This window comes from Microbacterium galbum (assembly GCF_032464915.1).
GTDB classification, from domain to species: Bacteria; Actinomycetota; Actinomycetes; order Actinomycetales; family Microbacteriaceae; genus Microbacterium; species Microbacterium galbum.
The window spans coordinates 302,154-324,100 of the sequence record NZ_JAWDIS010000003.1; the positions used below are offsets into that span (position 1 = coordinate 302,154).

At 71.4% G+C, this 21,947-nt stretch carries 22 protein-coding genes and 2 tRNA genes; 13 read left to right on the forward strand and 11 right to left on the reverse strand.

Going from position 1 to position 21,947, the window contains the following annotated elements; translation table 11 throughout:
- Positions 1-179: 179 nt before the first annotated feature.
- On the reverse strand, positions 180-2,279 hold the full coding sequence (gene glgX / locus RWH45_RS14220) for a glycogen debranching protein GlgX (protein ID WP_315995543.1): 2,100 nt from the start codon (positions 2,277-2,279) through the stop codon (positions 180-182).
- A 47-nt stretch (positions 2,280-2,326) separates the two neighbouring features.
- Here glgX and RWH45_RS14225 point away from each other — a divergent pair, with 47 nt between their 5' ends.
- The 3 genes from RWH45_RS14225 to ligA all read left to right on the forward strand — a co-directional run bounded on the left by RWH45_RS14225 (position 2,327) and on the right by ligA (position 7,130).
- Complete coding sequence (locus RWH45_RS14225) at positions 2,327-3,520, forward strand: cysteine desulfurase family protein (RefSeq protein WP_315995544.1); 1,194 nt, start codon at positions 2,327-2,329, stop codon at positions 3,518-3,520.
- 9 nt (positions 3,521-3,529) lie between these two features.
- Complete coding sequence (mnmA, locus tag RWH45_RS14230; RefSeq protein ID WP_315995545.1) at positions 3,530-4,627, forward strand: tRNA 2-thiouridine(34) synthase MnmA; 1,098 nt, start codon at positions 3,530-3,532, stop codon at positions 4,625-4,627.
- Positions 4,628-4,691: 64 nt separating this feature from the next.
- Positions 4,692-7,130 carry an NAD-dependent DNA ligase LigA gene (gene ligA / locus RWH45_RS14235; RefSeq protein WP_315995546.1) on the forward strand — a complete coding sequence of 813 codons (2,439 nt, stop codon included), beginning with the start codon at positions 4,692-4,694 and terminating at the stop codon, positions 7,128-7,130.
- Positions 7,131-7,205: 75 nt separating this feature from the next.
- On the opposite strand, the gene RWH45_RS14240 is transcribed toward ligA, so the two are convergent.
- Together RWH45_RS14240 and RWH45_RS14245 are read right to left on the reverse strand one after the other, a co-directional pair.
- Positions 7,206-7,706 (reverse strand): hypothetical protein, encoded by a 501-nt coding sequence (locus RWH45_RS14240; protein ID WP_315995547.1) that lies wholly within the window; start codon positions 7,704-7,706, stop codon positions 7,206-7,208.
- 170 nt (positions 7,707-7,876) lie between these two features.
- Positions 7,877-9,556 (reverse strand): long-chain-fatty-acid--CoA ligase, encoded by a 1,680-nt coding sequence (locus RWH45_RS14245; RefSeq protein WP_315995548.1) that lies wholly within the window; start codon positions 9,554-9,556, stop codon positions 7,877-7,879.
- Between the two features lie 82 nt (positions 9,557-9,638).
- On the opposite strand from RWH45_RS14245, the gene gatC reads away from it, so the two are divergent.
- The 6 genes from gatC to RWH45_RS14275 all read left to right on the forward strand — a co-directional run bounded on the left by gatC (position 9,639) and on the right by RWH45_RS14275 (position 15,420).
- Complete coding sequence (gene gatC / locus RWH45_RS14250) at positions 9,639-9,938, forward strand: Asp-tRNA(Asn)/Glu-tRNA(Gln) amidotransferase subunit GatC (RefSeq protein WP_315995549.1); 300 nt, start codon at positions 9,639-9,641, stop codon at positions 9,936-9,938.
- Entirely contained in the window at positions 9,935-11,455 is a 1,521-nt protein-coding gene (gatA, locus tag RWH45_RS14255) for an Asp-tRNA(Asn)/Glu-tRNA(Gln) amidotransferase subunit GatA (protein WP_315995550.1), read from the forward strand. The genes gatC and gatA overlap by 4 nt, the downstream gene beginning before the upstream one ends.
- The gene (gatB, locus tag RWH45_RS14260) at positions 11,455-12,969 is read left to right on the forward strand and encodes an Asp-tRNA(Asn)/Glu-tRNA(Gln) amidotransferase subunit GatB (protein ID WP_315995551.1); all 1,515 of its coding nucleotides are present in this window, start codon (positions 11,455-11,457) and stop codon (positions 12,967-12,969) included. The genes gatA and gatB overlap by 1 nt, the downstream gene beginning before the upstream one ends.
- Before the next feature lie 225 nt (positions 12,970-13,194).
- Complete coding sequence (locus tag RWH45_RS14265; RefSeq protein ID WP_315995552.1) at positions 13,195-14,451, forward strand: DNA polymerase IV; 1,257 nt, start codon at positions 13,195-13,197, stop codon at positions 14,449-14,451.
- 80 nt (positions 14,452-14,531) lie between these two features.
- Positions 14,532-14,852, forward strand: a complete 321-nt coding sequence (locus RWH45_RS14270) for a hypothetical protein (protein ID WP_315995553.1) — start codon at positions 14,532-14,534, stop codon at positions 14,850-14,852.
- Positions 14,827-15,420 (forward strand): nucleoside/nucleotide kinase family protein, encoded by a 594-nt coding sequence (locus RWH45_RS14275; protein ID WP_315995554.1) that lies wholly within the window; start codon positions 14,827-14,829, stop codon positions 15,418-15,420. The genes RWH45_RS14270 and RWH45_RS14275 overlap by 26 nt, the downstream gene beginning before the upstream one ends.
- A 30-nt stretch (positions 15,421-15,450) precedes the next feature.
- Here the strand turns inward: RWH45_RS14275 and RWH45_RS14280 are convergent, their stop codons facing one another.
- From RWH45_RS14280 to RWH45_RS14305, 6 genes are all read right to left on the reverse strand, one after another.
- Positions 15,451-15,933 (reverse strand): DUF2017 family protein, encoded by a 483-nt coding sequence (locus tag RWH45_RS14280; protein WP_315995555.1) that lies wholly within the window; start codon positions 15,931-15,933, stop codon positions 15,451-15,453.
- Positions 15,930-16,229 (reverse strand): ATP-dependent Clp protease adapter ClpS, encoded by a 300-nt coding sequence (gene clpS, locus RWH45_RS14285; RefSeq protein ID WP_391404522.1) that lies wholly within the window; start codon positions 16,227-16,229, stop codon positions 15,930-15,932. Before clpS ends, RWH45_RS14280 begins: the two co-directional genes overlap by 4 nt.
- The gene (locus tag RWH45_RS14290) at positions 16,229-16,576 is read right to left on the reverse strand and encodes a metallopeptidase family protein (RefSeq protein ID WP_315995899.1); all 348 of its coding nucleotides are present in this window, start codon (positions 16,574-16,576) and stop codon (positions 16,229-16,231) included. The genes clpS and RWH45_RS14290 overlap by 1 nt, the downstream gene beginning before the upstream one ends.
- 168 nt (positions 16,577-16,744) lie before the next feature.
- Positions 16,745-16,820: transfer RNA gene (locus tag RWH45_RS14295), tRNA-His, on the reverse strand.
- A 36-nt stretch (positions 16,821-16,856) separates the two neighbouring features.
- On the reverse strand, positions 16,857-17,483 hold the full coding sequence (gene orn / locus RWH45_RS14300; protein ID WP_315995557.1) for an oligoribonuclease: 627 nt from the start codon (positions 17,481-17,483) through the stop codon (positions 16,857-16,859).
- A 35-nt stretch (positions 17,484-17,518) separates the two neighbouring features.
- A tRNA-Arg gene (locus RWH45_RS14305) sits at positions 17,519-17,594 on the reverse strand.
- 104 nt (positions 17,595-17,698) lie between these two features.
- Here RWH45_RS14305 and RWH45_RS14310 point away from each other — a divergent pair.
- Positions 17,699-17,908: a methyltransferase gene (locus RWH45_RS14310; RefSeq protein WP_315995558.1), complete on the forward strand. Its 210-nt coding sequence runs from the start codon at positions 17,699-17,701 to the stop codon at positions 17,906-17,908.
- A gap of 50 nt (positions 17,909-17,958) precedes the next feature.
- On the opposite strand, the gene yczE is transcribed toward RWH45_RS14310, so the two are convergent.
- Positions 17,959-18,567 carry a membrane protein YczE gene (gene yczE, locus RWH45_RS14315; protein ID WP_315995559.1) on the reverse strand — a complete coding sequence of 203 codons (609 nt, stop codon included), beginning with the start codon at positions 18,565-18,567 and terminating at the stop codon, positions 17,959-17,961.
- A 61-nt stretch (positions 18,568-18,628) separates the two neighbouring features.
- Here yczE and yczR point away from each other — a divergent pair, with 61 nt between their 5' ends.
- Positions 18,629-20,047 carry a MocR-like transcription factor YczR gene (gene yczR / locus RWH45_RS14320; protein ID WP_315995560.1) on the forward strand — a complete coding sequence of 473 codons (1,419 nt, stop codon included), beginning with the start codon at positions 18,629-18,631 and terminating at the stop codon, positions 20,045-20,047.
- A gap of 288 nt (positions 20,048-20,335) precedes the next feature.
- Here the strand turns inward: yczR and RWH45_RS14325 are convergent, their stop codons facing one another.
- A complete protein-coding gene (locus RWH45_RS14325) occupies positions 20,336-20,593 on the reverse strand; it encodes a hypothetical protein (RefSeq protein ID WP_315995561.1) in 258 nt (85 codons plus the stop codon).
- Positions 20,594-20,797: 204 nt separating this feature from the next.
- On the opposite strand from RWH45_RS14325, the gene RWH45_RS14330 reads away from it, so the two are divergent.
- Entirely contained in the window at positions 20,798-21,358 is a 561-nt protein-coding gene (locus RWH45_RS14330) for a single-stranded DNA-binding protein (RefSeq protein WP_315995562.1), read from the forward strand.
- Between the two features lie 54 nt (positions 21,359-21,412).
- A complete protein-coding gene (locus RWH45_RS14335) occupies positions 21,413-21,931 on the forward strand; it encodes a DUF6993 domain-containing protein (RefSeq protein ID WP_315995563.1) in 519 nt (172 codons plus the stop codon).
- The last annotated feature ends 16 nt before the right edge of the window (positions 21,932-21,947 follow it).

The window sequence follows — 21,947 nt, forward strand, 5'->3', positions numbered from 1 at the left end:
GCGCGGCGTGACCACGCTGCGCGAGGCCGGCGTCGGCTTGACCGGACGCACGGGAATCGAGGCGGCGCTGCGCCAGGGCAGCTCGGGCGAAGGAGTCGTCGTGGTGGCCACGATCCGAACCTACCGCGGGCCACCGACGTTGCCGCATCGTTTCGCGCGGCCTTGACAGGGCGCTGCGGTTACTCGACGCGGAACAGCATCATCGACGCGCCCGTCACCGGCACGACGTCTCCCGCGGCGAACCGGGCTGGGGCGGACGTGGGCGTCTCGTCGGCACTGGACCACAGGGCGAGGTAGGCGAGGTCGGGCTCTCCGTCGATGCGCGGCAGCACGATCTCGGTGTCCGCCTCGGTGCCGTGCACCACGAGAAGCACGCGGTTCGGGTCCTCGTCCTCGGGCGTCGACGTCGCGAGGTACTGCAGCGTGCGGTGGGCGGGGTCGTTCCACCGGTCGCTCGACATCGTGTCGCCGCGCTCGTCGAACCACTCCATGACGGATGCCGAGGGGATCCGCTCCCCGAGCCGGGCGAAGCGGCGGGGGCGCAGGGCGGGGTTCTCCCGCCGCACCTGCAGCAGGCGCTGGGTGTGGGCGAACAGGTCGCGCTGCCAGGGCGCGAGGTCCCACGACAACCACGTCAGGGCGGAGTCGTGGCAGTAGGCGTTGTTGTTGCCGCGCTGCGTGCGCCCCATCTCGTCTCCGGCCGTGATCATGGGGACCCCGGCGGACAGCAGCAGGGTGCCCATCAGGTTGCGCATGGCCTTGCGTCGCGTGGCGAGGACGCGCTCGTCGTCGGTGCGGCCCTCGGCGCCGTGGTTGAACGAGCGGTTGGTGTCGGCACCGTCGCGGTTCTGCTCGCCGTTGCCCAGGTTGTGCTTGACGTCGTACGACACGAGATCGCGCAGCGTGAAGCCGTCGTGGGCCGTGACGAAGTTGACGCTCGCGAGCGGGCCGCGCTCCTCGCTGAACGTGTTCGACGAACCCGCGAGCCGGGTGGCGAACCCGCCCACGCCGACCGGGGCGGTGTCGGCGCGGCGCGCGTAGTCGATGTCGCTCAACCAGAAGTTGCGCACGCGGTCGCGATACCGGTCGTTCCACTCCAGCCACCCGGGGCCGAAGTTGCCGGTCTGCCATCCGCCCATGCCGACGTCCCAGGGCTCCGCGATGAGTTTCGCGTCCGCGAGCCGCTCGTCGTCGCGGATGGCCGTGAGCAGCGGGTGATCGGGGGCGAAGGAGTGATGCGCGTCCCGCCCGAGCGTCACCGCCAGGTCGAAGCGGAAGCCGTCGATCTGCACGTCTTCCGACCAGTAGCGGAGCGAGTCCAGGACGAGCCGGGCAGCGGCATCCGTCGAGGTGTTCACCGCGTTGCCGCATCCGGTCTCGTCGATGTAGACGCCCTCGGCCGTCTGCCGGTAGTAGGCGCGGTTGTCAATCCCGCGCAGGCTCGTGCGGGGACCGCCGATGCCCTCTTCGGCGGTGTGGTTGTAGACCACGTCGAGCAGCACCTCGAGCCCCGCCTCGTGCAGGAGCTTGACCATCCCCTTGAACTCGCGCAGCACTGCGTCGGGGCCCTCGGCGCGGCTGGCGGCCGTGGCGTAGGGCGCGTGCGGGGTGAAGAAGTTGAGGGAGTTGTAGCCCCAGTAGTTCGACAGTCCGAGCTGCAGCAGGCGCGGTTCGGTGGCGAAGGCGTGCACGGGCAGCAGTTCGACGCTGGTGACCCCGAGCGAGAGCAGATGGTCGATCATCGCGGGGTGCGCGAGGCCCGCGTACGTGCCGTGCAGTGCCGGGGGGATGAAGGGATGCCGCTTGGTCAGGCCCTTCACGTGCCCCTCGTAGATCACCGTGCGGTCCAGGGGCACACGGGGCTTCGCCGACGAGCCCCAGTCGAACGAGCCGTCGACGACGACCGAGCGCCAATCGCCGAAGCTGCCCGACACGAGTCCGCGCGAGTACGGCTCGATCAGCAGCGACTGCGGGTTGAAGGTGTGTCCCGGTCCGTGCGGTCCGCCCACGCGGATCGCGTACCGTGCCCCGGGCCGCAGGAGCGGTGTCGACGCCTCGAACACGCCCCCGCCCACGGGAGTCATCGTGATCGTCTCGGTGGCCCAGTCGAGGTCGACATCGTCGAAGACGAGCAACTGCATCGCGTCGGCGGCGCCCGACCACACGCGCAGCGTCCCGCCGTCGGGACCGAGACGCACCCCGAGGTCGTCGAGCGCGGGAGTCAGCAGGCTCGGTCGGGTGGAGGAGCGGGCGGGAAGGACAGTCTCGGGTCGGACCATGCGTCTTAGGGTAGTGAAGACGGACGGCGGAGCCGGGAGGGTGGCGGATGCGGGTCTACCTCGATCACGCAGCGACGACGCCTCTTCGCGCAGAGGCGCGGGAGGCCTGGCTCGCCGCGCACGAGGTGCTCGGCAACCCCTCGTCGATCCATGGGGCGGGTCAGGATGCGCGGCGCCTGCTCGAAGACGCCCGTGACGGTCTCGCCGAGGTCCTGGGATGCCAGAGCATCGAGGTCGTGCTGACCTCGGGCGGCACGGAAGCGGCGAATCTCGCCCTGAAGGGGCTCTGGTGGGCGCGCGAGCCCGGTGCCCGTGCCGTGGTGCTGCCCGACGGCGAGCATCACGCGACCCTCGACGTCGTCGGCTGGCTCGCGGCGTCGCAGGAGGCCGAGGTCCGCTCCGTGCCCCTCGACCCGGTCGGGCGCATCGACGGCGACTCCTTCGCGGCCGCCCTGCCCGGGACCGCTCTCGCGACGGCGCTCGTGGCCAACAACGAGGTCGGGACGATCCAGGATGCCGCGGGCCTGGCGGCAGCGGCATCCGGTGCCGGAATTCCCCTGCACCTCGACGCGGTGTCGGCGCTCGGGCAGATCCCGGTCGATTTCGCCGCGTGGCGCGGGGCCGTCTCGGCGCGCGGGGGACTGGTCGCGATGTCGGTGTCGGCGCACAAGGTCGGCGGACCCGTCGGCGTGGGCGCCGCCGTCGTGTCGCGGCACGCCACGATGACACCGCTCCTGCACGGCGGCGGTCAGCAGCGCGGGCTCCGCGCCGGGACGCAGGACGTCGCGGGTGCGGCCGCCTTCGCCGCCGCCGCACGAGCGGCCGAGGCGGAGCGCGAGCGGGAGAGCGCGCGTCTGGCGGCCCTGCGCGACCGTCTGGTGAGCGGCATCCTGCATTCCATCCCCGCCGCGCGGCTGCTGGGCGACCCCCACGACCGCCTTCCCGGCAACGCGCACGTGCTGTTCCCGGATGCCGCCGGCGAGACGCTGCTGTTCCTGCTCGACATGGCGGGGGTCGCGGTCTCGACCGGGTCCGCCTGCCAGGCCGGGGTGGCCGAGCCCTCGCACGTGGTGCTCGCCCTGGGCCACGACGACCGTGCGGCGCGATCGGTGCTGCGCTTCACCCTCGGGCACACCTCCACGGCCGATGACGTCGAGTCCGTTCTCGCCCGGCTCCCCGACGCGTACGCGCGGGCCGTGGCATCCGGCGCATCCGGCGCCCGTTCAGCGGGCCGTTCGTAGACTGGGACGATGCGAGTTCTGGCGGCGATGAGCGGAGGCGTGGACTCCGCGGTGGCGGCGGCCCGCGCCGTGGAGGCCGGTCATGACGTGGTCGGTGTGCACTTGGCACTCTCGCGGGCCGGCGGGACTCTTCGCGCCGGGAGCCGCGGCTGCTGCACGATCGAGGACGCCATGGACGCGCGCCGCGCGGCCGACAAGCTCGGGATGCCCTTCTACGTGTGGGACTTCTCGGAGCGCTTCCGTGACGACGTCATCGAGGACTTCGTGTCGGAGTACCGCGCGGGCCGCACCCCCAACCCCTGCATGCGGTGCAACGAGAAGATCAAGTTCGCCGCCCTCCTCGAGCGCGCGATCGAGCTCGGCTTCGACGCCGTCTGCACCGGCCACTACGCCACCCTCGTCGACACTCCGGAGGGTCGCGAACTGCACCGGGCCTCGGATGCCGCGAAGGACCAGTCCTACGTGCTCGGCGTGCTGACGGCCGAGCAGCTCGCGCACACGTACTTCCCGCTCGGGTCGACCCCCTCGAAGGCGGTCGTGCGTGCGGAGGCCCAGGCGCGGGGACTCACCGTGGCGCACAAGCCCGACAGCCACGACATCTGCTTCATCCCCGACGGCGACACGCGCGGCTGGCTCGCCGACAAGGTGGGCGCCGAGCGCGGTGACATCCTCGACCGCACGGGCGCCGTCGTGGGCACCCACGAGGGGGCGCACGCCTTCACCGTGGGGCAGCGACGCGGACTGCAGCTGGGGGTTCCGGCATCCGATGGGAAGCCCCGGTTCGTGCTCGAGGTGCGCCCGGTGAACAACACCGTCGTGGTGGGACCGAAGGAAGCCCTGGCCTGCAGCGAGATCGCCGGGGAGCGCTTCACCTGGGCGGGCCGCGCGCCGTCGGCGTCGACCTTCGCCTGTCACGTGCAGATCCGGGCTCACGCCGATCCGGTGCCGGCCGCCGCCGTGCTCGAGGACGGGGTCGTGACCGTGCGACCCGAGACGCCGTTCGACGGTGTCGCACCCGGGCAGACCGCCGTGCTGTACGACGGGACGCGCGTGATCGGTCAGTTCACCATCGACCGGACGGTGTCGGCGGTTCCGGTCGAGGTCTGACGCGTTCGACGTCGCGCGGTGGTGCGCGCCCAGGGCAGAACGGCGCGCGGCAAGGGCCGCGGCGATGTCGCAGGCCCTCCCTAAGCTGGATGCCGTGACTGAGCTCCCCGACATCCCCCTCGACGCGGCGCGCGCCGAATGGACCGACCTGGCCCAGCGCGTGCTCGACGCGCGCGACGCGTACTACGGGCGCGACGCCGAACTCGTCGACGATGCGACGTACGACGGATGGATGCATCGGCTCGAGGCGCTGGAGCGCCGCTATCCCGAGCTGCAGGGGCAGGACAGTCCGACGCAGTCCGTCGGAGCCGCCGAGGCGACCGACCTCGTGACGATCGAGCACGCCGAGCGCATGCTGAGTCTCGACAACGTGTTCTCATCCGACGAACTGCGCGATTGGGCGGTCAAGACGCAGGCGTCGGCGGGCCGGCCCGTGCAGTGGCTCAGCGAGTTGAAGATCGACGGGCTCGCGATCAACCTCCGCTACGAGAACGGCGTCCTGACTTCGGCGGCGACGCGCGGAGACGGCCGCGTCGGCGAGATCGTGACCGAGAACGCCCTGCGCGTGACCGGCATCCCTCGCGAGCTGTCGGGCGAGGGGCATCCGGCCCTCGTCGAGGTGCGCGGCGAGGTGTTCATCCCCGTCGCCGCGTTCGAGAACCTCAACCGTCTGCAGGGCGAGTACCGGGAGCGCGCGATCGCCGAGGCGCGCGAGCGCTCCGCGGGACGACGCGGAGGGCGGGCGTTCGACGAAGAGAAGGCGGAGCTCGCCGCGGCGCGCCGCTTCCCGGCCTTCGCGAATCCGCGCAACGCGGCGAGCGGCGGGCTGCGGCAGCAGATCGAGAAGAAGAGCGGTCTCGAGCTCGAGGCCGGGCTCGCCCGTATCGCCTCGCTGGCCCTGTACGTGCACGGGATCGGCGCCTGGCCCGATCCGCCGGTGGCGGCGCAGAGCGAGATCTACGATCTGCTGAAGGGATGGGGCCTGCCGACCTCGCCGTACAGCAAGGTCGAGGCCTCGATCGACGGCGTCCTCGACTTCGTCGCCCATCACGGTGAGCATCGGCATGACGTCGAGCACGAGATCGACGGTGTCGTCGTCAAGGTCGATGAACTTGCCCTCCACGACGAGCTCGGCGCCACGAGCCGTGCGCCCCGCTGGGCGATCGCGTACAAGTACCCGCCCGAGCAGGTCAACACGAAGCTGCTCGACATCGTCGTGTCGGTCGGCCGCACCGGGCGCGCCACGCCGTTCGCCGTGATGGAGCCCGCCAAGGTGGCCGGCAGCGTCGTGCGCCAAGCGACGCTTCACAACCAGGACGTCGTGAAGGTCAAGGGCGTGCTCATCGGCGACACCGTCGTGCTGCGCAAGGCGGGCGACGTCATCCCCGAGGTGCTCGGTCCCGTCGTCGAGCTGCGCGACGGCACCGAGCGGGCCTTCGTCATGCCCGCCGACTGCCCGGAGTGCGGCACGCCGCTGCGCCCGGCGAAAGAGGGCGACATCGACCTGCGGTGCCCGAACGCGCGTTCGTGCCCCGCGCAGGTCCGCGGTCGCGTCGAGCACATCGGCTCGCGTGGTGCCCTCGACATCGAGGCGCTCGGCGAGGTGACGGCCGCCGCCCTCACGCAACCAGAGGTTCCCGAGCGCCCGCCGCTCGACACCGAGGCCGGGCTGTTCGATCTCACCGTCGACGAGCTGGTCCCCATCGAGGTCGTCGTCCGCGACTCCGAGACGGGGGAGCGCAAGGTCGACGCCGACACGGGCGAGCTGGTGCGACGCGCACCGTTCCAGAAGCTCGGCCCCGCGACCTACCCGCCCGGATCCGAAGACCTCGACCCCGCGGAGCGCCGCCGTCGTGGCATCCGGAAGGACTACCGCGAGGTGCGCCCCTCGGAGCAGGCGACCAAGCTGGTCGCCGAGCTGGAGAAGGCCAAGACCAAAGACCTGTGGCGCCTGCTCGTCTCCCTGAACATCCGTCACGTGGGTCCGGTCGCCGCGCGCGCTCTCGCGCAGTGGTTCGGATCGCTGGATGCCATCCGGGCGGCCACGCGGGAAGAGCTCGCCGCCGTCGAGGGGGTCGGCGGCATCATCGCCGACGCGGTGATCGATTGGTTCGAGGTCGACTGGCATCGCGAGATCGTCGAGCGCTGGGAGGCGGCCGGCGTGCGCTTCTCGATCCCCGGCCACCCGGGCCCGGGCGCCGCCGCCGCGGCGGGGGGCGTGCTCGCGGGCGTCACCGTGGTCGCGACCGGTTCTCTCGACGGCTACACGCGCGAAGGAGCTCAAGAAGCGATCATCTCGGCGGGTGGCAAGGCCGCGTCGAGCGTGTCGAAGAAGACGGACTTCGTCGCCGCCGGCCCGGGTGCCGGATCCAAGCTCGCCAGGGCCGAGGAGCTGGGGCTGCGCATCCTCGACGCGGCGCAGTTCAAGATCTTGGTCGAGCAGGGGCCCACCGCGCTCGACGGCGCGGGGTCGGAGGGTGACGCGGAGGCGCCGACCGAATGACGGGGGAAGGGCGGGGCCGAAGCCCCGCCCTTCCGGTTCGCGGGACCGCAGCCCCGCCCTTCCGGCTGCTGCCCGTCAGCCGGCGCAGGCCGTGCCGGCCTGTGTGAAGCTCTCCTGCAGTGCGGTGATCTGCTCACCCAGCCCACTCGCTTTGCTCGGGTCGGCCATGACCCCCTCGAGGAACGTGACGTACTGGTCGAGGGTCTGAGTGGCGTTCTGCGCCGCGGGGGCGATCTCCGCGTTCGTGATCTGCGAGAAGTCGCCCTTCACCTTGCTCGCGAGCTCCTTGAAGCGGGTGACCGCAGCCTGGGGATCCGACGTGTCGATGTCGCCACTGGCGGAGGTGACGTCGTTGAACGACGTGATGATGATCTGGCAGGCGTCCTGCTTCGACTGGTCTCCGGCCGGCGCGACCGATGCCTGCGACGGCGTCGGGGCGGAGCCCGATGCGACGCTGCTCGGCGCCGAGCTCTCCTGCGCGGCGGAGTCCGCATCCGAGGATCCGCCCCCGGAACACCCCGCCAGGAGCAGAGCGGTCGCGGCGACGGCGGCGAACGAGGCGCGTTTGATGATCATGTGAGTCCCCCCAAAGGTCACGGCCGGGCCAGGGATCGGCCCGTCGCCCCACGGTAGCGAAGCTGCGCTCATCGGCACGGATCCGGCTACCCCCTTGCGCGGAGCGGGTCGCATCCCCCTCGGACGGTAGCGCGCCGAAGCCGGTCGCCGGGCAGCCCCGCGGCGCCCCCTCAGTCCGCCAGCAGCGTCTCCCGCACCTGACGGCGCAGGACTTTGCCGATGAGCGAGCGCGGCAGGTCGTCGACGATCACGATGCGACGGGGCACCTTGTACGGCGTCAGGATGCCGCGCGCGAACGCCCGGACCGCTTCGACGTCGAGTTCGCCGGCGACGGTCGGCACGACGGCCGCGACGACCTCCTCGCCCGAGTGCTCGCTCGGCAGGCCCACGACGGCGACGTCGGCGACGCCGGGGTGCTGACGCAGCACGTTCTCGACCTCGGTGGGAGCGACGTTGAACCCGCCGGTGATGATGAGCTCCTTGATGCGGTCGACGATGCGGACGAAGCCGCCCTCGTCGATCGTGACGATGTCGCCGGTGCGGAACCAGCCGTCGACGAACACCGCGTCGGTCTCCTCCGGCTTGCCGTAGTAGCCCGAGAACACCTGCGGTCCGCGCACGAGGAGCTCGCCGCGCTCGACGTCGGTCCGCGGGTCGTCGGGGTCGACGACCCGGCACTCGGTTCCCGGCAGCGGGAGTCCGACCGTCCCCGCAACACGGTTGTCGGCGACGGGGTTGGCCATGAGCACGGGGGAGCACTCGCTCAGCCCGTACCCCTCGACCAGGTATCCGCCCGTGGCCTCCTCGAAGGGGACGACCAGCTCGTGCGGCAGCGCCATGGCGCCGGAGATGGCCACGTCGGTGCCGGCGAGCGACACGCCCCGCTCCCGGGCGGCGGCCAACAACCGCTCGGCGATGGGGGGAACGAGCGGCAGAAAGGTCGCCGGATGCTTCTTCGTCACGGCGAGCACGAGGTCGGCGTCGAACTTCGGGAAGAGCACCAGCCGGGCGCCCATCGACATCGCGAAGGTGAGGCAGAGAGTGAGGCCGTAGGCGTGGAACATCGGCAGCACCGCGTAGACGACGCATCCCTCTCCCCGCACGATCTGCGGGACCCAGGCCCGCGCCTGCGCGGCATTGGCCAGCAGGTTGGCGTGGGTGAGCATGGCGCCCTTGGGCGTGCCCGTGGTGCCGCTCGTGTACTGGATGATGGCGAGGTCGGACGTGACCGGGCGCGGATGCGAGGCGGGCAGAGGTGCGTGGCGCACGACGTCGTCCCAGTCCACTGCGCCCTTGGTGGCGGCGTGCAGAGCTGCGCGGGATTCGCGGGCTTTCGCGACCGGCAGACGCAGTGCGAGACGCGTCGTCCACGGCATCGCCCGGGTCACGTCCACCGAGATCAGGGTGTCCAGGCGCAGATCGGCCGGGAACTCCTGCACGGTCGCCACGACCTTGCTCCACACGATCGCGTGCTTCGCCCCGTGGTCCTCGAACTGCTTGCGCAGCTCCCGGGCGGTGTAGAGCGGATTGTGCTCGACCACGACCGCTCCGAGCCGCAGCACGGCGTAGAACGCGACGATGTGCTGCGGGCAGTTGGGCAGCACGAGCGCCACCGGGTCCCCCGCACGCACACCGTGCGCGGCGAGGGCCGCCGCGGCGCGCGCGATCTGCTCCGACATCTCGGCGTAGGTGGTCTCGCGTCCGAAGAACTGCAGGGCCGGGGCGTCGGGGTAGTCGCGCGTGGAGGCGTCGACGATGTCGAGGAGCGACCCCGTCTGCGCTTCCAGGTCTTCGGGCACCCCCGCGGCATAGCTCGAGGTCCAGGGTCGCGGCGGATCGAAGCTCGTCACCCGGCCAGCCTAGGGCGGCGTTCCGGTGGGAGCCAGGCGGCGCGCGACGGGGAGGAGACCGTCTGCGAACTAGACTCGGGGGGTGTCTGAAATCACTCCTGATCTCGTGCGCCATCTCGGTGTGCTCGCCCGGATCCAGTTGAATGACGAGGAGGTCCAGAGCCTCACCGGCCAGCTGGATGCCATCGTCGACAACATCGCGAAGGTGTCCGAGGTGGCGACGCCCAACGTGGCGGCCACGAGCCACCCGATCCCGCTCGAGAACGTCTTCCGCCCCGACGTCGTTCAGCAGCAGCTGACGCGCGAGCAGGTGCTGCAGAACGCCCCCGACCAGGCCGACGGCCGTTTCCGTGTGACCGCGATCCTGGGAGAAGAGCAGTGACCGACCTCACTCGCCTGACCGCGGCCGACCTGGCCGCCAAACTCGCCTCGTCCGAGGTGTCGAGCGTCGAAGCCACGCAGGCGCACCTCGACCGCATCGCCGCCGTCGACGGCGACGTCCACGCCTTCCTACACGTGAGCGATCACGCGCTCGAGGTCGCGGCCGACATCGATCGCCGTCGCGCCGCGGGCGAGCAGCTCCACGAGCTCGCGGGTGTCCCGCTCGCCGTCAAGGACGTGCTCGTCACCACCGACATGCCCTCCACGAGCGGATCGAAGATCCTCGAGGGCTACATGTCGCCCTACGACGCCACGGTCGTCGCGCGTTCCCGTGCGGCCGGCCTCGTGCCCCTCGGCAAGACGAACATGGACGAATTCGCGATGGGCTCCTCGACGGAGTTCTCGGCCTACGGTCCCACCCGCAACCCCTGGGACCTCGATCGCATCCCCGGAGGCTCCGGCGGCGGGTCGGCGGCGGCCGTCGCCGCGTTCGAGGCGCCCCTGGCCCTCGGCTCCGACACCGGCGGCTCGATCCGTCAGCCCGCGCACGTCACCGGCACGGTCGGCGTCAAGCCCACGTACGGCGGGGTCAGCCGCTACGGCGCGATCGCCCTGGCATCCAGCCTCGACCAGGTCGGTCCGGTCACGCGCACCGTCCTCGATGCGGGCCTGCTGCACGACGTCATCGGCGGGCACGACCCGAACGACTCGACCTCGCTCTCCGACGCGTGGCCGTCGTTCGCCGCAGCCGCCCGCGAGGGCGCGACCGGAGAGGTCCTCAAGGGCCTCAAGGTCGGCGTCATCCGCGAGCTCGACGACCGTGGCTTCCAGAAGGGCGTGTCGGACTCGTTCCGCGCGTCGCTGGCGGCCATGCAGGCCCAGGGGGCCGAGATCGTCGAGATTAGCGCCCCGCACTTCGAATACGGCGTCGCGGCGTACTACCTGATCCTCCCCGCGGAGGCGTCGAGCAACCTCGCCAAGTTCGACTCGGTGCGCTTCGGTCTGCGAGTCACGCCGCAGGGCACCCCCACGGTCGAGAACGTCATGGCCGCGACGCGCGATGCCGGGTTCGGTCCCGAGGTCAAGCGCCGCATCATCCTCGGCACGTACGCGCTGTCGGCGGGTTACTACGACGCGTACTACGGCAGCGCCCAGAAGGTGCGCACGCTCATCCAGCAGGACTTCGACGCGGCGTTCGCGCACGTCGACGTCATCGCGACTCCGTCGGCGCCCACCACGGCGTTCCGCCTGGGGGAGAAGCTCGACGACCCGCTGCAGATGTACCTCAACGACGTGACCACGATCCCGGCGAATCTCGCCGGCGTCCCGGGCATCTCGATCCCGAGCGGCCTGGCGGACGACGACGGGCTGCCCGTCGGCATCCAGTTCCTCGCCCCCGCCCGCGAGGACGCGCGTCTGTACCGCGTCGGTGCCGCGCTCGAGGCGCTGCTGGTCGACCAGTGGGGCGGACCGCTGCTCGACAAAGCCCCTTCTCTCACGAACGGAGCGTCCCTCTGATGGCCAAAGACGCACTCATGGACTTCGACGAGGCGCTCGAGCTGTTCGAGCCCGTCCTCGGTTTCGAGGTGCACGTCGAGCTGAACACCGCGACCAAGATGTTCTCGGCCGCTCCCAACCCCGCCAACGAGGCCCACCACGGCGCCGAGCCCAATACGCTCGTCGCCCCGGTCGACATGGGCCTGCCGGGTGCGCTGCCCGTGGTCAACGCCGAGGCGATCCGCTCCTCGATCAGCCTGGGCCTCGCCCTCGGCTGCTCGATCGCGCCCTCGAGCCGTTTTGCGCGGAAGAACTACTTCTACCCCGACCTCGGCAAGAACTACCAGATCTCGCAGTACGACGAGCCGATCGCCTTCGAGGGCTCGGTCGAGGTCGAGCTCGAGGACGGCACCATCGTCACCGTGCCGATCGAGCGAGCCCACATGGAAGAGGATGCCGGCAAGCTCACCCACATGGGTGGCGCGACCGGTCGCATCCAGGGCGCCGAGTACTCGCTCGTCGACTATAACCGCGCGGGTGTGCCGCTCGTCGAGATCGTCACGAAGCCGATCTTCGGCGCGGAGCACTCCGCTCCGGCGCTTGCGAAGGCCTACGTCGCGACGATCCGCGACATCGTGCGCGGTCTCGGCATCTCGGAGGCGCGGCTGGAGCGCGGAAACCTCCGCTGCGACGCGAACGTCTCGCTGCGCCCCCGCGGGCAAGAGAAGCTGGGCACACGCACCGAGACGAAGAACGTCAACTCCATGCGCTCGGTCGAGCGCGCGGTGCGGTACGAGATCCAGCGTCAGGCCGCGATCCTCGCCAAGGGCGGGACGATCACGCAGGAGACGCGCCACTGGCACGAGGACACCGGTCGCACCTCTCCCGGTCGCCCCAAGTCGGATGCCGACGACTACCGCTACTTCCCCGAGCCCGACCTGCTGCCGGTCGTGCCCGCGCCCGCGCTGATCGAGGAACTGCGCGCCGCGCTGCCGGAGCCCCCGGCCGCTCGCCGTCGTCGCCTCAAGGCCGAGTGGGGCTTCACCGACCTCGAGTTCCAGGACGTCGCGAACGGCGGGCTGCTCGACGCGGTCGCCGACACGATCGCCGCGGGCGCCGCCCCCGCCTCGGCGCGCAAATGGTGGACGGGCGAGATCACGCGCGTCGCCAATGCACAGGAGCGCGACGCCGCCGACCTCGTGTCGCCCGCGAACGTCGCCGCGCTGCAGAAGCTCGTCGATGAGGGAACGCTCACCGACAAGCTCGCGCGCCAGGTGCTCGAGGGCGTCATCGCCGGAGAGGGCACCCCGCGGGAGGTCGTCGACGCCCGAGGCCTCGCCGTGGTCTCCGACGACGGGGCGCTCATCGCCGCGATCGACGACGCCCTCGCCGCCCAGCCGGACGTGCTCGCGAAGATCCGCGACGGCAAGGTGCAGGCCGCCGGCGCCGTCATCGGGGCGGTCATGAAGGCCATGAAGGGCCAGGCCGACGCCGCGCGCGTGCGCGAGCTCGTGCTGGAGCGCGCCGCGCAGTAAGACACCGGATGCCACGGCCCCGGCGCTCCACGCGCGCGGGGCCGTGGCATCCGTCGTTCGCGGGGCGTTCCGCGGGGTGCCGACGGGGATCGTCGACCCGCCCTCGGTCAGCTGAGCCGCGGAATCGCTACGGAGCGGGGCAGATCGCCGTAGGCGGATCGCTGACTCGAGGGGTCGTCGCCCGCGCCGACCTCGATGTCGGAGGTCCGGGGGACAATGGATGCCATGGGACGCGGAGACGGCACGGGGCGCATCGTCTCGCGACCCGACGCCGACGACACGGGCACCGGCATCCTGCACGTCGACATGGATGCCTTCTTCGCGTCGGTGGCCGTGCTCGACGATCCGTCGCTCGCGGGCAAGCCGCTCATCATCGGCGGTTCCGAGGGGCGCGGCGTCGTCTCGAGCGCCTCGTACGAGGCACGCCGCTACGGCGTGAAGTCCGCCATGCCCGTGGCGATCGCACTGCGCCTGTGCCCCACCGCGATCGTGGTCAACCCGCCGTACCACCGCTACACAGAGATGTCGCGGCAGGTGATGGCGATCTTCCACGACGTCACTCCGCTGGTCGAACCGCTCTCGATCGACGAGGCGTTCCTCGACGTGCGCGGGGCGCGTCGGCTGTGGGGGAGTCCGGGCACGATCGCGCGCGACCTGCGAGCCCGTGTGCTCGCGGAGACCGGTCTCACGTGCAGCATCGGCGTCGCGGCCACCAAGCACGTCGCCAAGATGGCCTCCACCATCTCCAAGCCCGACGGCCTGCTCGTCGTGGCGGCCGCCGACACGGAGGCGTTCCTGCGGCCGCGGTCCGTCCGCGCCCTGTGGGGAGTGGGGCCCAAGGCCGCCGAGGCTCTGGAGGCCCGCGGCATCCGTCTCATCTCCGACATCCTCGACACACCGCGGCACGCGCTCGATCAGGTTCTGGGGGCGGCGATGGGGGAGCGCATCTGGCACCTGTCGCGCGGGATCGACGCACGCGAAGTGCACACGGGTCGGTCCGAGAAGAGCGTCGGCCACGAGGAGACGTTCCACACCGACATCTCCGACACGCGCACGCTCCACGTGGAGCTGCGCCGCCTCGCCGACCGGGTCGGAGCGCGCCTGCGGACGCAGCAGTACGAGGCCGCGACGATCTCGATCAAAGTCCGCTTCTCCGACTTCACCACGTTGAGCCGCTCGCGCACGCTGCCCGAGCCCACCTCGGTCGGACAACGCATCGGCGACGCGGCGATCGACCTGTTCGACTCGATCGACCGCCGCCAGGCCGTCCGGCTGGTGGGGGTGCGTGGCGAGAAGCTCAAGCCGGCGGCCATGGCCGCGACGCTCTGGGACGACGACGCCGAGTGGCGACGGGTCGAGGGCGCCCTCGACGGCGCGGCTGCGCGGTTCGGCCGCGGAGCCGTCACCCGCGGGTCGTTGCTGGGACCGTCGCGAGGGGGCGGCGCCCTGCCGACGAACCCGCGGCCGTCGTACGACCACTGACGACGAGCGAGACCCTCGCACGAGCCGTGACGGCGCGCAACGCCCTGCGGCCCGGCGAGGCGGGCCGCTACGGTGGGGGCATGCCCAACATCGCATTGGAACTCGGCAAGCAGGCCACTAGCTTCGGCGTCACCTCCGCGTACGGGGAGCAGCAGGACGTGGACGGCGTGCGCATCGTCCCCGTCGCGCTCACCTGGGCCGGGTACGGCGGCGGCTCGGACGAGCAGGGCAACGGTGGAGGCGGGGGAGGCGGATACACCCTCCCGCTCGGCGCCTACATCCGCCGCGGCGACGACCTGCGGTTCGACCCGAACGTCGTGTCGCTGCTCGCCGTCGGCATCCCGTTCGTGTGGGTCGCCGGTCGCGCGCTCAGCCGTGTCATCCGCGCCCTCAAGAAGTAACACGGACCCGGTCGACGAGGCCCTCACCGCGGCGGTGGCCGCGGTCTCGGCGCGTATCACGGCGGTCGGCGCACCGAACCCGGCCGTCGTCATCGACGGACGCAGCGGCGCCGGCAAGAGCTCGCTCGCACGGCGGCTGGTGTCGGCGTGGCCCGGTCGCGGGCGCGTGCAGCTCGTCGCGCTCGACGACGTCTATCCGGGGTGGGACGGGCTCGCCGAGGGCGTGGCCTACGCCCGGGAGGTGATCCTGCTGCCCCATGCCCGTGGACTGCTCGGCGTCTGGGAACGGTGGGATTGGGAGGCCGGGACGCGCGCCGAGGCGTACGCGGTGGACCCCTCGCTTCCGCTGGTCGTCGAGGGGGCGGGCATCCTCACCCCCGAGGTCGCGCGGCTGGCCGACGTCTCGGTCTGGGTGGAGGCGCCGACCGACTCGCGCCGGCACCGCGCGCTCGAGCGCGACGGCGACACCTATCGCCCGCACTGGCGGCGCTGGGCGCTCCAAGAGGACGCCCACCTCGACGCCCACAGCCCGGCTGAGCGTGCCGACGTGCGCGTTCGCATCCCCTGACACCTCCGCCGAGGCCGACCCGACCCGGGCTCAGGGGCGTTCGAGAGCGGCCATGAGGCCGTCGAGGCGATAGCCGATCCAGTCATAGACCCCGAACCTCGGATCGTCGGGCTGGTGATCGTCTTCGTCCTGGATGCCGAGTCTCGTGGCGAGCACGAGGCGCACCGCCGACAGCGTGCGCATCCACGCGAGGGCTTCCCCTTCGCCCAGGGCGACGGCGATCGTCGCATCCGGGTCGCCCGCGGGGGTGGGCTCACCGCCGTCGGCGCCCAGCGTCTGAAGGACGGTTGCGGCATCCTGGGAGCGCCGCTCGATCAGGTCGCCTCCGGTGAGCCGACGGAACTCGCGACTGGCGGCTTCGTCGTCGGGGTAGGCGTCGGGCATCAGTCGCGCCACGGCCGGGTCGTCGTCGGTGCGGGAGTCGGCGAGGAGATCGCGGAACTGCCCGACGATGCCGGCGAGGTGGAGGGCTTCGAGACCGCTGATCTCGAGGACGACGATCCGCTCGCTCACGAGGGGTCCTTCCTGACGGTGGCCCAGAGACCGAAGTCGTGCATGGCCTGGGTATGGGCTTCCATGACCTCGCGCGGACCGCGTGCGACGACGGCGTGACCGTCGTGGTGCACAGCCAACATGAGGCGGTGGGCCGTCGCGGCGTCGAAGCCGAAGTAGGTGCGGAAGACGTGGCTCACGTAGCTCATGAGGTTCACGGGGTCGTTCCAGACGACCGTCTGCCATGACGACGGCGGCTGGGCGTCGAGGTCGCGTTCGACGTCGGAATCCAGGTCGGGCGAGGCGAGGCCGGCCATCACGCCCACCCGAGTTCGTGCAGGCGGTCGTCGTCGATGCCGTAAAAGTGCGCGATCTCGTGCACGAGAGTGGTGTGGATCTCGTCGCGCAGGTCGTCCTCGTCGGTACAGGCGGCGAGGTGCGGTTCGCGGTAGACGATGATGCGGTCGGGCAGCTCGCCGACGCCGTAACGGTCGCGCTCGGTGAGCGCCCATCCGTCGTAGAGCCCGAGGAGATCGAGCGAGCCGTCCTCGGGACGGTCCTCGACGACGAACACGACGTTGTCGAGACCCTCGACCATGTCGTCGGGGAGGCAGTCGAGTTCGTCGACGACAAGCTGCTCGAACGCCTCCGGCGACATGACCATCGCGGGGCGCGCGTCGACGTCGTCGTTCACGTGGCCTCCCGGGTGTCGAAGCGAGGGGCGGATGCCGCATCCGTGCGGGCGGCGTCCACCGAACGATTCTACGGGCGTGGGGGAGGCGGCATCCGGAAATGCAGAAGCCCGGCGCGATCTCGGCCGGGCTTCTGTGAGTGGGGTGGCTAACGGGACTTGAACCCGCGGCCCCCGCGACCACAACGCGGTGCTCTACCAACTGAGCTATAGCCACCATGTGTCCTCGGAAGAAGACAACTGAAAGATTATGTCACACGTCGAGGGCGAACGACGACACGGCCGACGCTGACACGGCCTTCGCCTCGTCGCTTGTGGGGCCGGGCTGGGGCACGAACACGGCGGCGCGGTAGTAGGCGAGCTCGCGGACGGACTCGCGGATGTCGGCGAGGGCGCGGTGGCCGCCGTTCTTCGCGGGGGCCTGGAAGTAGGCGCGCGGGTACCACCGGCGCGAGAGCTCCTTGATGCTCGACACATCCACGTTGCGGTAGTGCAGCCAGCGGTCGACACGCGGCATGTACTTCGCGAGGAACATGCGGTCGGTGCCGATGGTGTTGCCGGCGAGCGGCGCCTTGCCTTCGACCGGCGCGAAGCGCTGGATGTACTCGAGCGTCTGGAACTCGGCATCCGCGAGGCTGACGCCGTTCGGGATCTCGTCGAGCAGTCCCGACGACCGGTGCATCTCGGTGACGAACTCGCCCATGTTGGCCAGGGCGGAGTCGTCGGGCTTGATGACGATCTGGAAGCCCGGATCGAGCACGTTCAGCTCGAAATCGGTGACGACGACGGCGATCTCGACGAGCTCGTCGACGCCGAGGTCGAGGCCGGTCATCTCGCAGTCGATCCAGACGAGCCGGTCGTTCTCGGAGGCGTTTACCATCCCCACATCCTACTGAGGGGGTGCGACACCGGTTCTGGTCCCCCAGACACGATTCGAACGTGTGACCGGCGGATTAGAAGGCCGCTGCTCTATCCACTGAGCTACTGGGGGTCGTCGGTCCAGGATATCGGTCGCACTCTCGGCGCGGCACCAGCCCCTGGCGCCGGCCCCCGCGCGGGCGTAACCTCCGGGCGAAGGAGAGCAAAGGAGCACTCATGTCAGACACCGCGACACGACGACTCTGGGTGGCCTACGGCCCGGTGGGGGTCGTCGGCACCATCCAGAAGGATGCCGAGGGCTACAGCGTCCACATGACGGGCAAGGACGAGCGGCTGGGCGTCTACCCGTCGATGGACATCGCCAAGAGCGCGTTGCACGCGCACCTCAAGCCCGGCAGCGACCGCCCGGAGTTCCGCGAGCACTGAGCGCGAAGCGCCCCGCCCGCGCGGTATCCGTCGCGGGCGGGGCGCTCGTGTCAGACCCGTGCCGCCGACCGCGGGCGCGGCGCCGACCGGGGAGTCGCGAGCAGCGGCATCGCGATGTGCACGAGGGGTCCGATGCCCAGGGCGAAGACGACGGTGCCGATTCCCACGGTGCCGCCCAGGAGCCACCCGAGCACGAGCACCGACCCTTCGACGGTGAGCCGGCACGCCCAGATGGGCCAGCCGAAGCGTCCGTGCAGGCCGGTCATGAGCCCGTCGCGGGGGCCGGGACCGAAGTTCGCTCCAATGTAGAGCCCGGATGCGACTGCCACGAGCACCACGCCGGCGACGAGCATGAGGGCCTGGAGCCAGAAGACGTCGGGGTGCGGCAGGATGCCGAGGGCGAGTTGCAGGCTGGTGCCGACCAGGAGGATGTTCGCGATCGTGCCGACGCCCGGCTTCTGACGCAGGGGGATCCACAGGAGCAGGACGCCGAGGCCGATGATGTTGGTGACCCACCCGATGCCGACGCCCGTCACGCGGGCGATGCCCTGCGCGAAGACGGTCCACGGGTCCACGCCGAGCCCGGCGGCGACGGTGAGGGCGCAGCCGGCGCCGTAGAGGACGAGGCCGACGAGGAGGCGGGTGACGCGGGAGAACATGAGGCAATCCAATCACCGGATTGGACCGTTGCTTAGAGGCCAATCGAGATAGTGTGGCCGCATGGACTCACGGATCTCCGCGCGCGCCCTCGCCGCAGCCCTCGGCGGCTGGCGGGGGAGCGGCCCGGCGTACGAGGCGCTCGCCGACGGGGTGCGTCTGCTGTGCCTCGACAACCGCCTCGCGCCGTCGACCGCTCTCCCCGCCGAGCGCGAGCTCGCCGCCGCGCTGTCGCTCAGTCGGACGACCGTCGCAGCGGCCTATCGCAGCCTGCGGGAGACGGGGCACATCGAGAGCCTGAGAGGCAGCGGCAGCGTGACGCTCCCGCTGCGGCGGAGCGACCCCGGCCGCCTGGAGGCCGACGCCGACAGCATCGACCTGCAGCAGGCCAGCCCGGCGGCGTGGCCGGGGCTCCCCGCCGTCATCGCCGAGGCGGCGGCCCAGGCGCCGGCGCTCGTCGCCCGGATCGGATACGACGTCGTCGGCGACCCGTCGCTGCGGGCGGCCATCGCGGATCACTACACGGCGCGCGGGCTGTCGACCGCCCCCGATCAGATCCTCGTCACGACGGGGGCGCAGAGCGCGATCCATCTGATCGCGTCCGTACTCATCGGCCGCGCCGACCGGGTCATGCTCGAGACGCCGACCTATCCGCACGCGGCCGACGCCTTCCGCCGGGTGGGTGCGCGGCTGATCGGCGTGCCCGTCGACGCGGAGACCGGGTGGGACATCGAACGCGCCGAGCAGAGTTTCGCGCGCGCCCTTCCGTCACTGGCTTACCTCATGCCCGACTTCCACAACCCGACCGGCCGCACGATGGACCCCCGCGAGGTCGACGCGTTCTTGTCGGGGGCCCGCGGCGCCGGAACGCTCCTCGTACTGGACGAGACGACAGGGCAACTCGACATCGACCGCCGGGGGGATGCCGCGCCCTTCCCGGACGACGATCGCATCATCCGCGTCGCTTCGTTGGGCAAGACCGTCTGGGGCGGCCTGCGGGTGGGATGGGTGCGCGCCGCCCCCGACATCATCCGCCGCCTCGCCAGCGGGCGCCCCGTGCACGACCTGGGAACGCCGGAACTCGAGCAGGCCATCGCGACGCGACTGGTGCCGCGGCTCGACGAGATCGCGCGGCAGCGGGGAGAGCTGCTGCGGGCGGGACGCGACGCCCTGCGCAGCGCGTTGATCGACGCGTTCCCGGAGTGGGACGTCCCGCGGGTGAGTGGCGGCGTGTCGATGTGGGTCGGCATCGGAGAGCCGCTCAGCACTCCGCTCGTCATGAACGCGCGCTCACGCGGTCTCGCTCTCTCCGCCGGCTCGCGGTTCGCCGTGGAAGGCGGCCACGACCGGCGCCTGCGCGTGCCCTTCACCGCTCCGCCTGCCACGCTCGAGCGCGCGGTGGGGATCCTCCGTGCGGCGTGGGACGACGTGCGCGGTGGACGCACGGTGCCCGCGCGGGAGGACTTCGCCACGGTCGTCTGAGCCGGTCGCCGTCGCGCTCGGTTGGGGCTCACCCGGGTGCGGATGCGTCTGCGCACGTCGATGCGCCCGCGTGTCGGATGTCGCCGCGTCGGTGCGCCCGGATGTCGAGGCGTCGCCGTGTCGAGGCGTCGCCGTGCCGGTGCGTCGCCGTGCCGATGCGCCCTGGCGTCGATGCACCCCGTGGTCAGTGCACACCCGCGTCGATGCCTCCGGCGTCCATAGACCCCGGCGTCGAGGCGCGCCCCGTGTCGATGCTGCCTGTGTTGCTGCCTCGCGTCGAGGCGCCGTTCATCGGGCGTAGCGCAGACACTCGACGGCATCGCTCGACGACCAGAACTCGCCGAGGCGTCGGAAGCTGCCCGAGGCGGCGTGGAAGCGTTCGGCCGCGTACCGCCATCCTCCATCGGACGCGGTGGCACGGATGTGGCCGACCATGACGCCGCGCGGGTCGGCGATGCGCCACAGACCGGCGGCGACATGCGTCGCCGCACCCCACCCGGCCGGGCGCGGTGCCGGAGCGAGGTCGTTCCACAGTGCGGTGCTCATGCGGACACCGTACGACCGACCTCCGACATCGCCGTCGCCGTGCCCATCCCACTCCTCCTCCCCACCGCCTCGGCTGCCCCATCCGTCCACGGAACCGGCGGAACCGCCTCCGCCGCCCGGGCGAGTCGCGCGACGCTGACATGGCTCCGGCATCCGTCGGGCACGCGGATGCCGGAGCGTCACGACACATCGAGAGGACACATCATGAGCGATCACATCACCCTGGTCGGCAACATCGTCGGCGACCTCGAGCAACGCACCACCCGCGGGGGCGGGCCGGTCGCGGCGTTCCGACTCGCCGTGGGCGAGAGGAAGTTCGACCGGGAGAAGGGCGAGTGGGTGGACGGACACACGAACTTCTACGCCATCTCGGTCTTCGGCGACCTCGGCGCCAACGCCCTCCGCTCCTTCCGGAAAGGCGAGCGCGTGATCCTGAGCGGCCGCCTGCGTCTGCGCGAGTGGGAGACCGAGAGCAAGCGCGGGGTCAGCGCCGACGTCGTCGCAGACGCGATCGGCCACGACCTGCGCTGGGGGGTGTCGGTGTTCCACCGCGCCGCGAAGCCGCAGACTGCCACCAGCCCGTCTCCCGCTGAACCCACACCGCGCGCCGAAACGGACGGCGACGGATGGAGCCTGCCGGGCGCCTCGCTCGAGACGGACGCCGGGGGTTCGGGTGAAGGGGCCGAACGCGCTCGGGCTGAGGTCGTCGTGGCGGCGGGGGAAACCGGTCGGGTCGAGACGCCCGCCGACGCCACCCCGTTCTGATCCGGGGCGGGTCACCCTCCGGTGGTGCGTGGACGGGTCCGTAGACTCGTGATCGTGCCTCGCTTCCCCGGACGACTCTTCGCCGCTCTGACCCTCGTGGCCGTGTTCGGGCTCGCGGGCTGCACGGGGAGTTTGGCCGCACCGGGGCCGGATGCCGGCGACGCGGCGACGTCGACGGCAGGGGAGACGCCCGGCGAGGAGGCGACGACTCCGTCGTCCGCGGGCGATGCGTCGTCGACCCCGGCGGCCTCGTCCGCGAGCGAGGGCGCGCAGCGCCTTCCGCTGTTCTCGCAGACCGTGGCCTCGGTATGGGCCGGGCCGAATCCGGCGTCGGGGCGCGCGTACATCGACGCCCTGACGGCGGCGGGCTTCGACAAGGCGGCGATGCAGGTCACCGCCGATGAGTCCACCATCGGCAATGCGGCGGAGAGCATCGAATTCGCGGTGCGCCTGGGCGACGAGTGCCTCGTCGGACAGGTGGGCCCGTCGATCGGCGACCCTGTGACGACGGTGCTCCCGGGACTCGGCTCCGGTGGGTGCCTGATCGGGCAGACGCGCGCGATCGATTGGTGACGGACCCGCGGCGGCC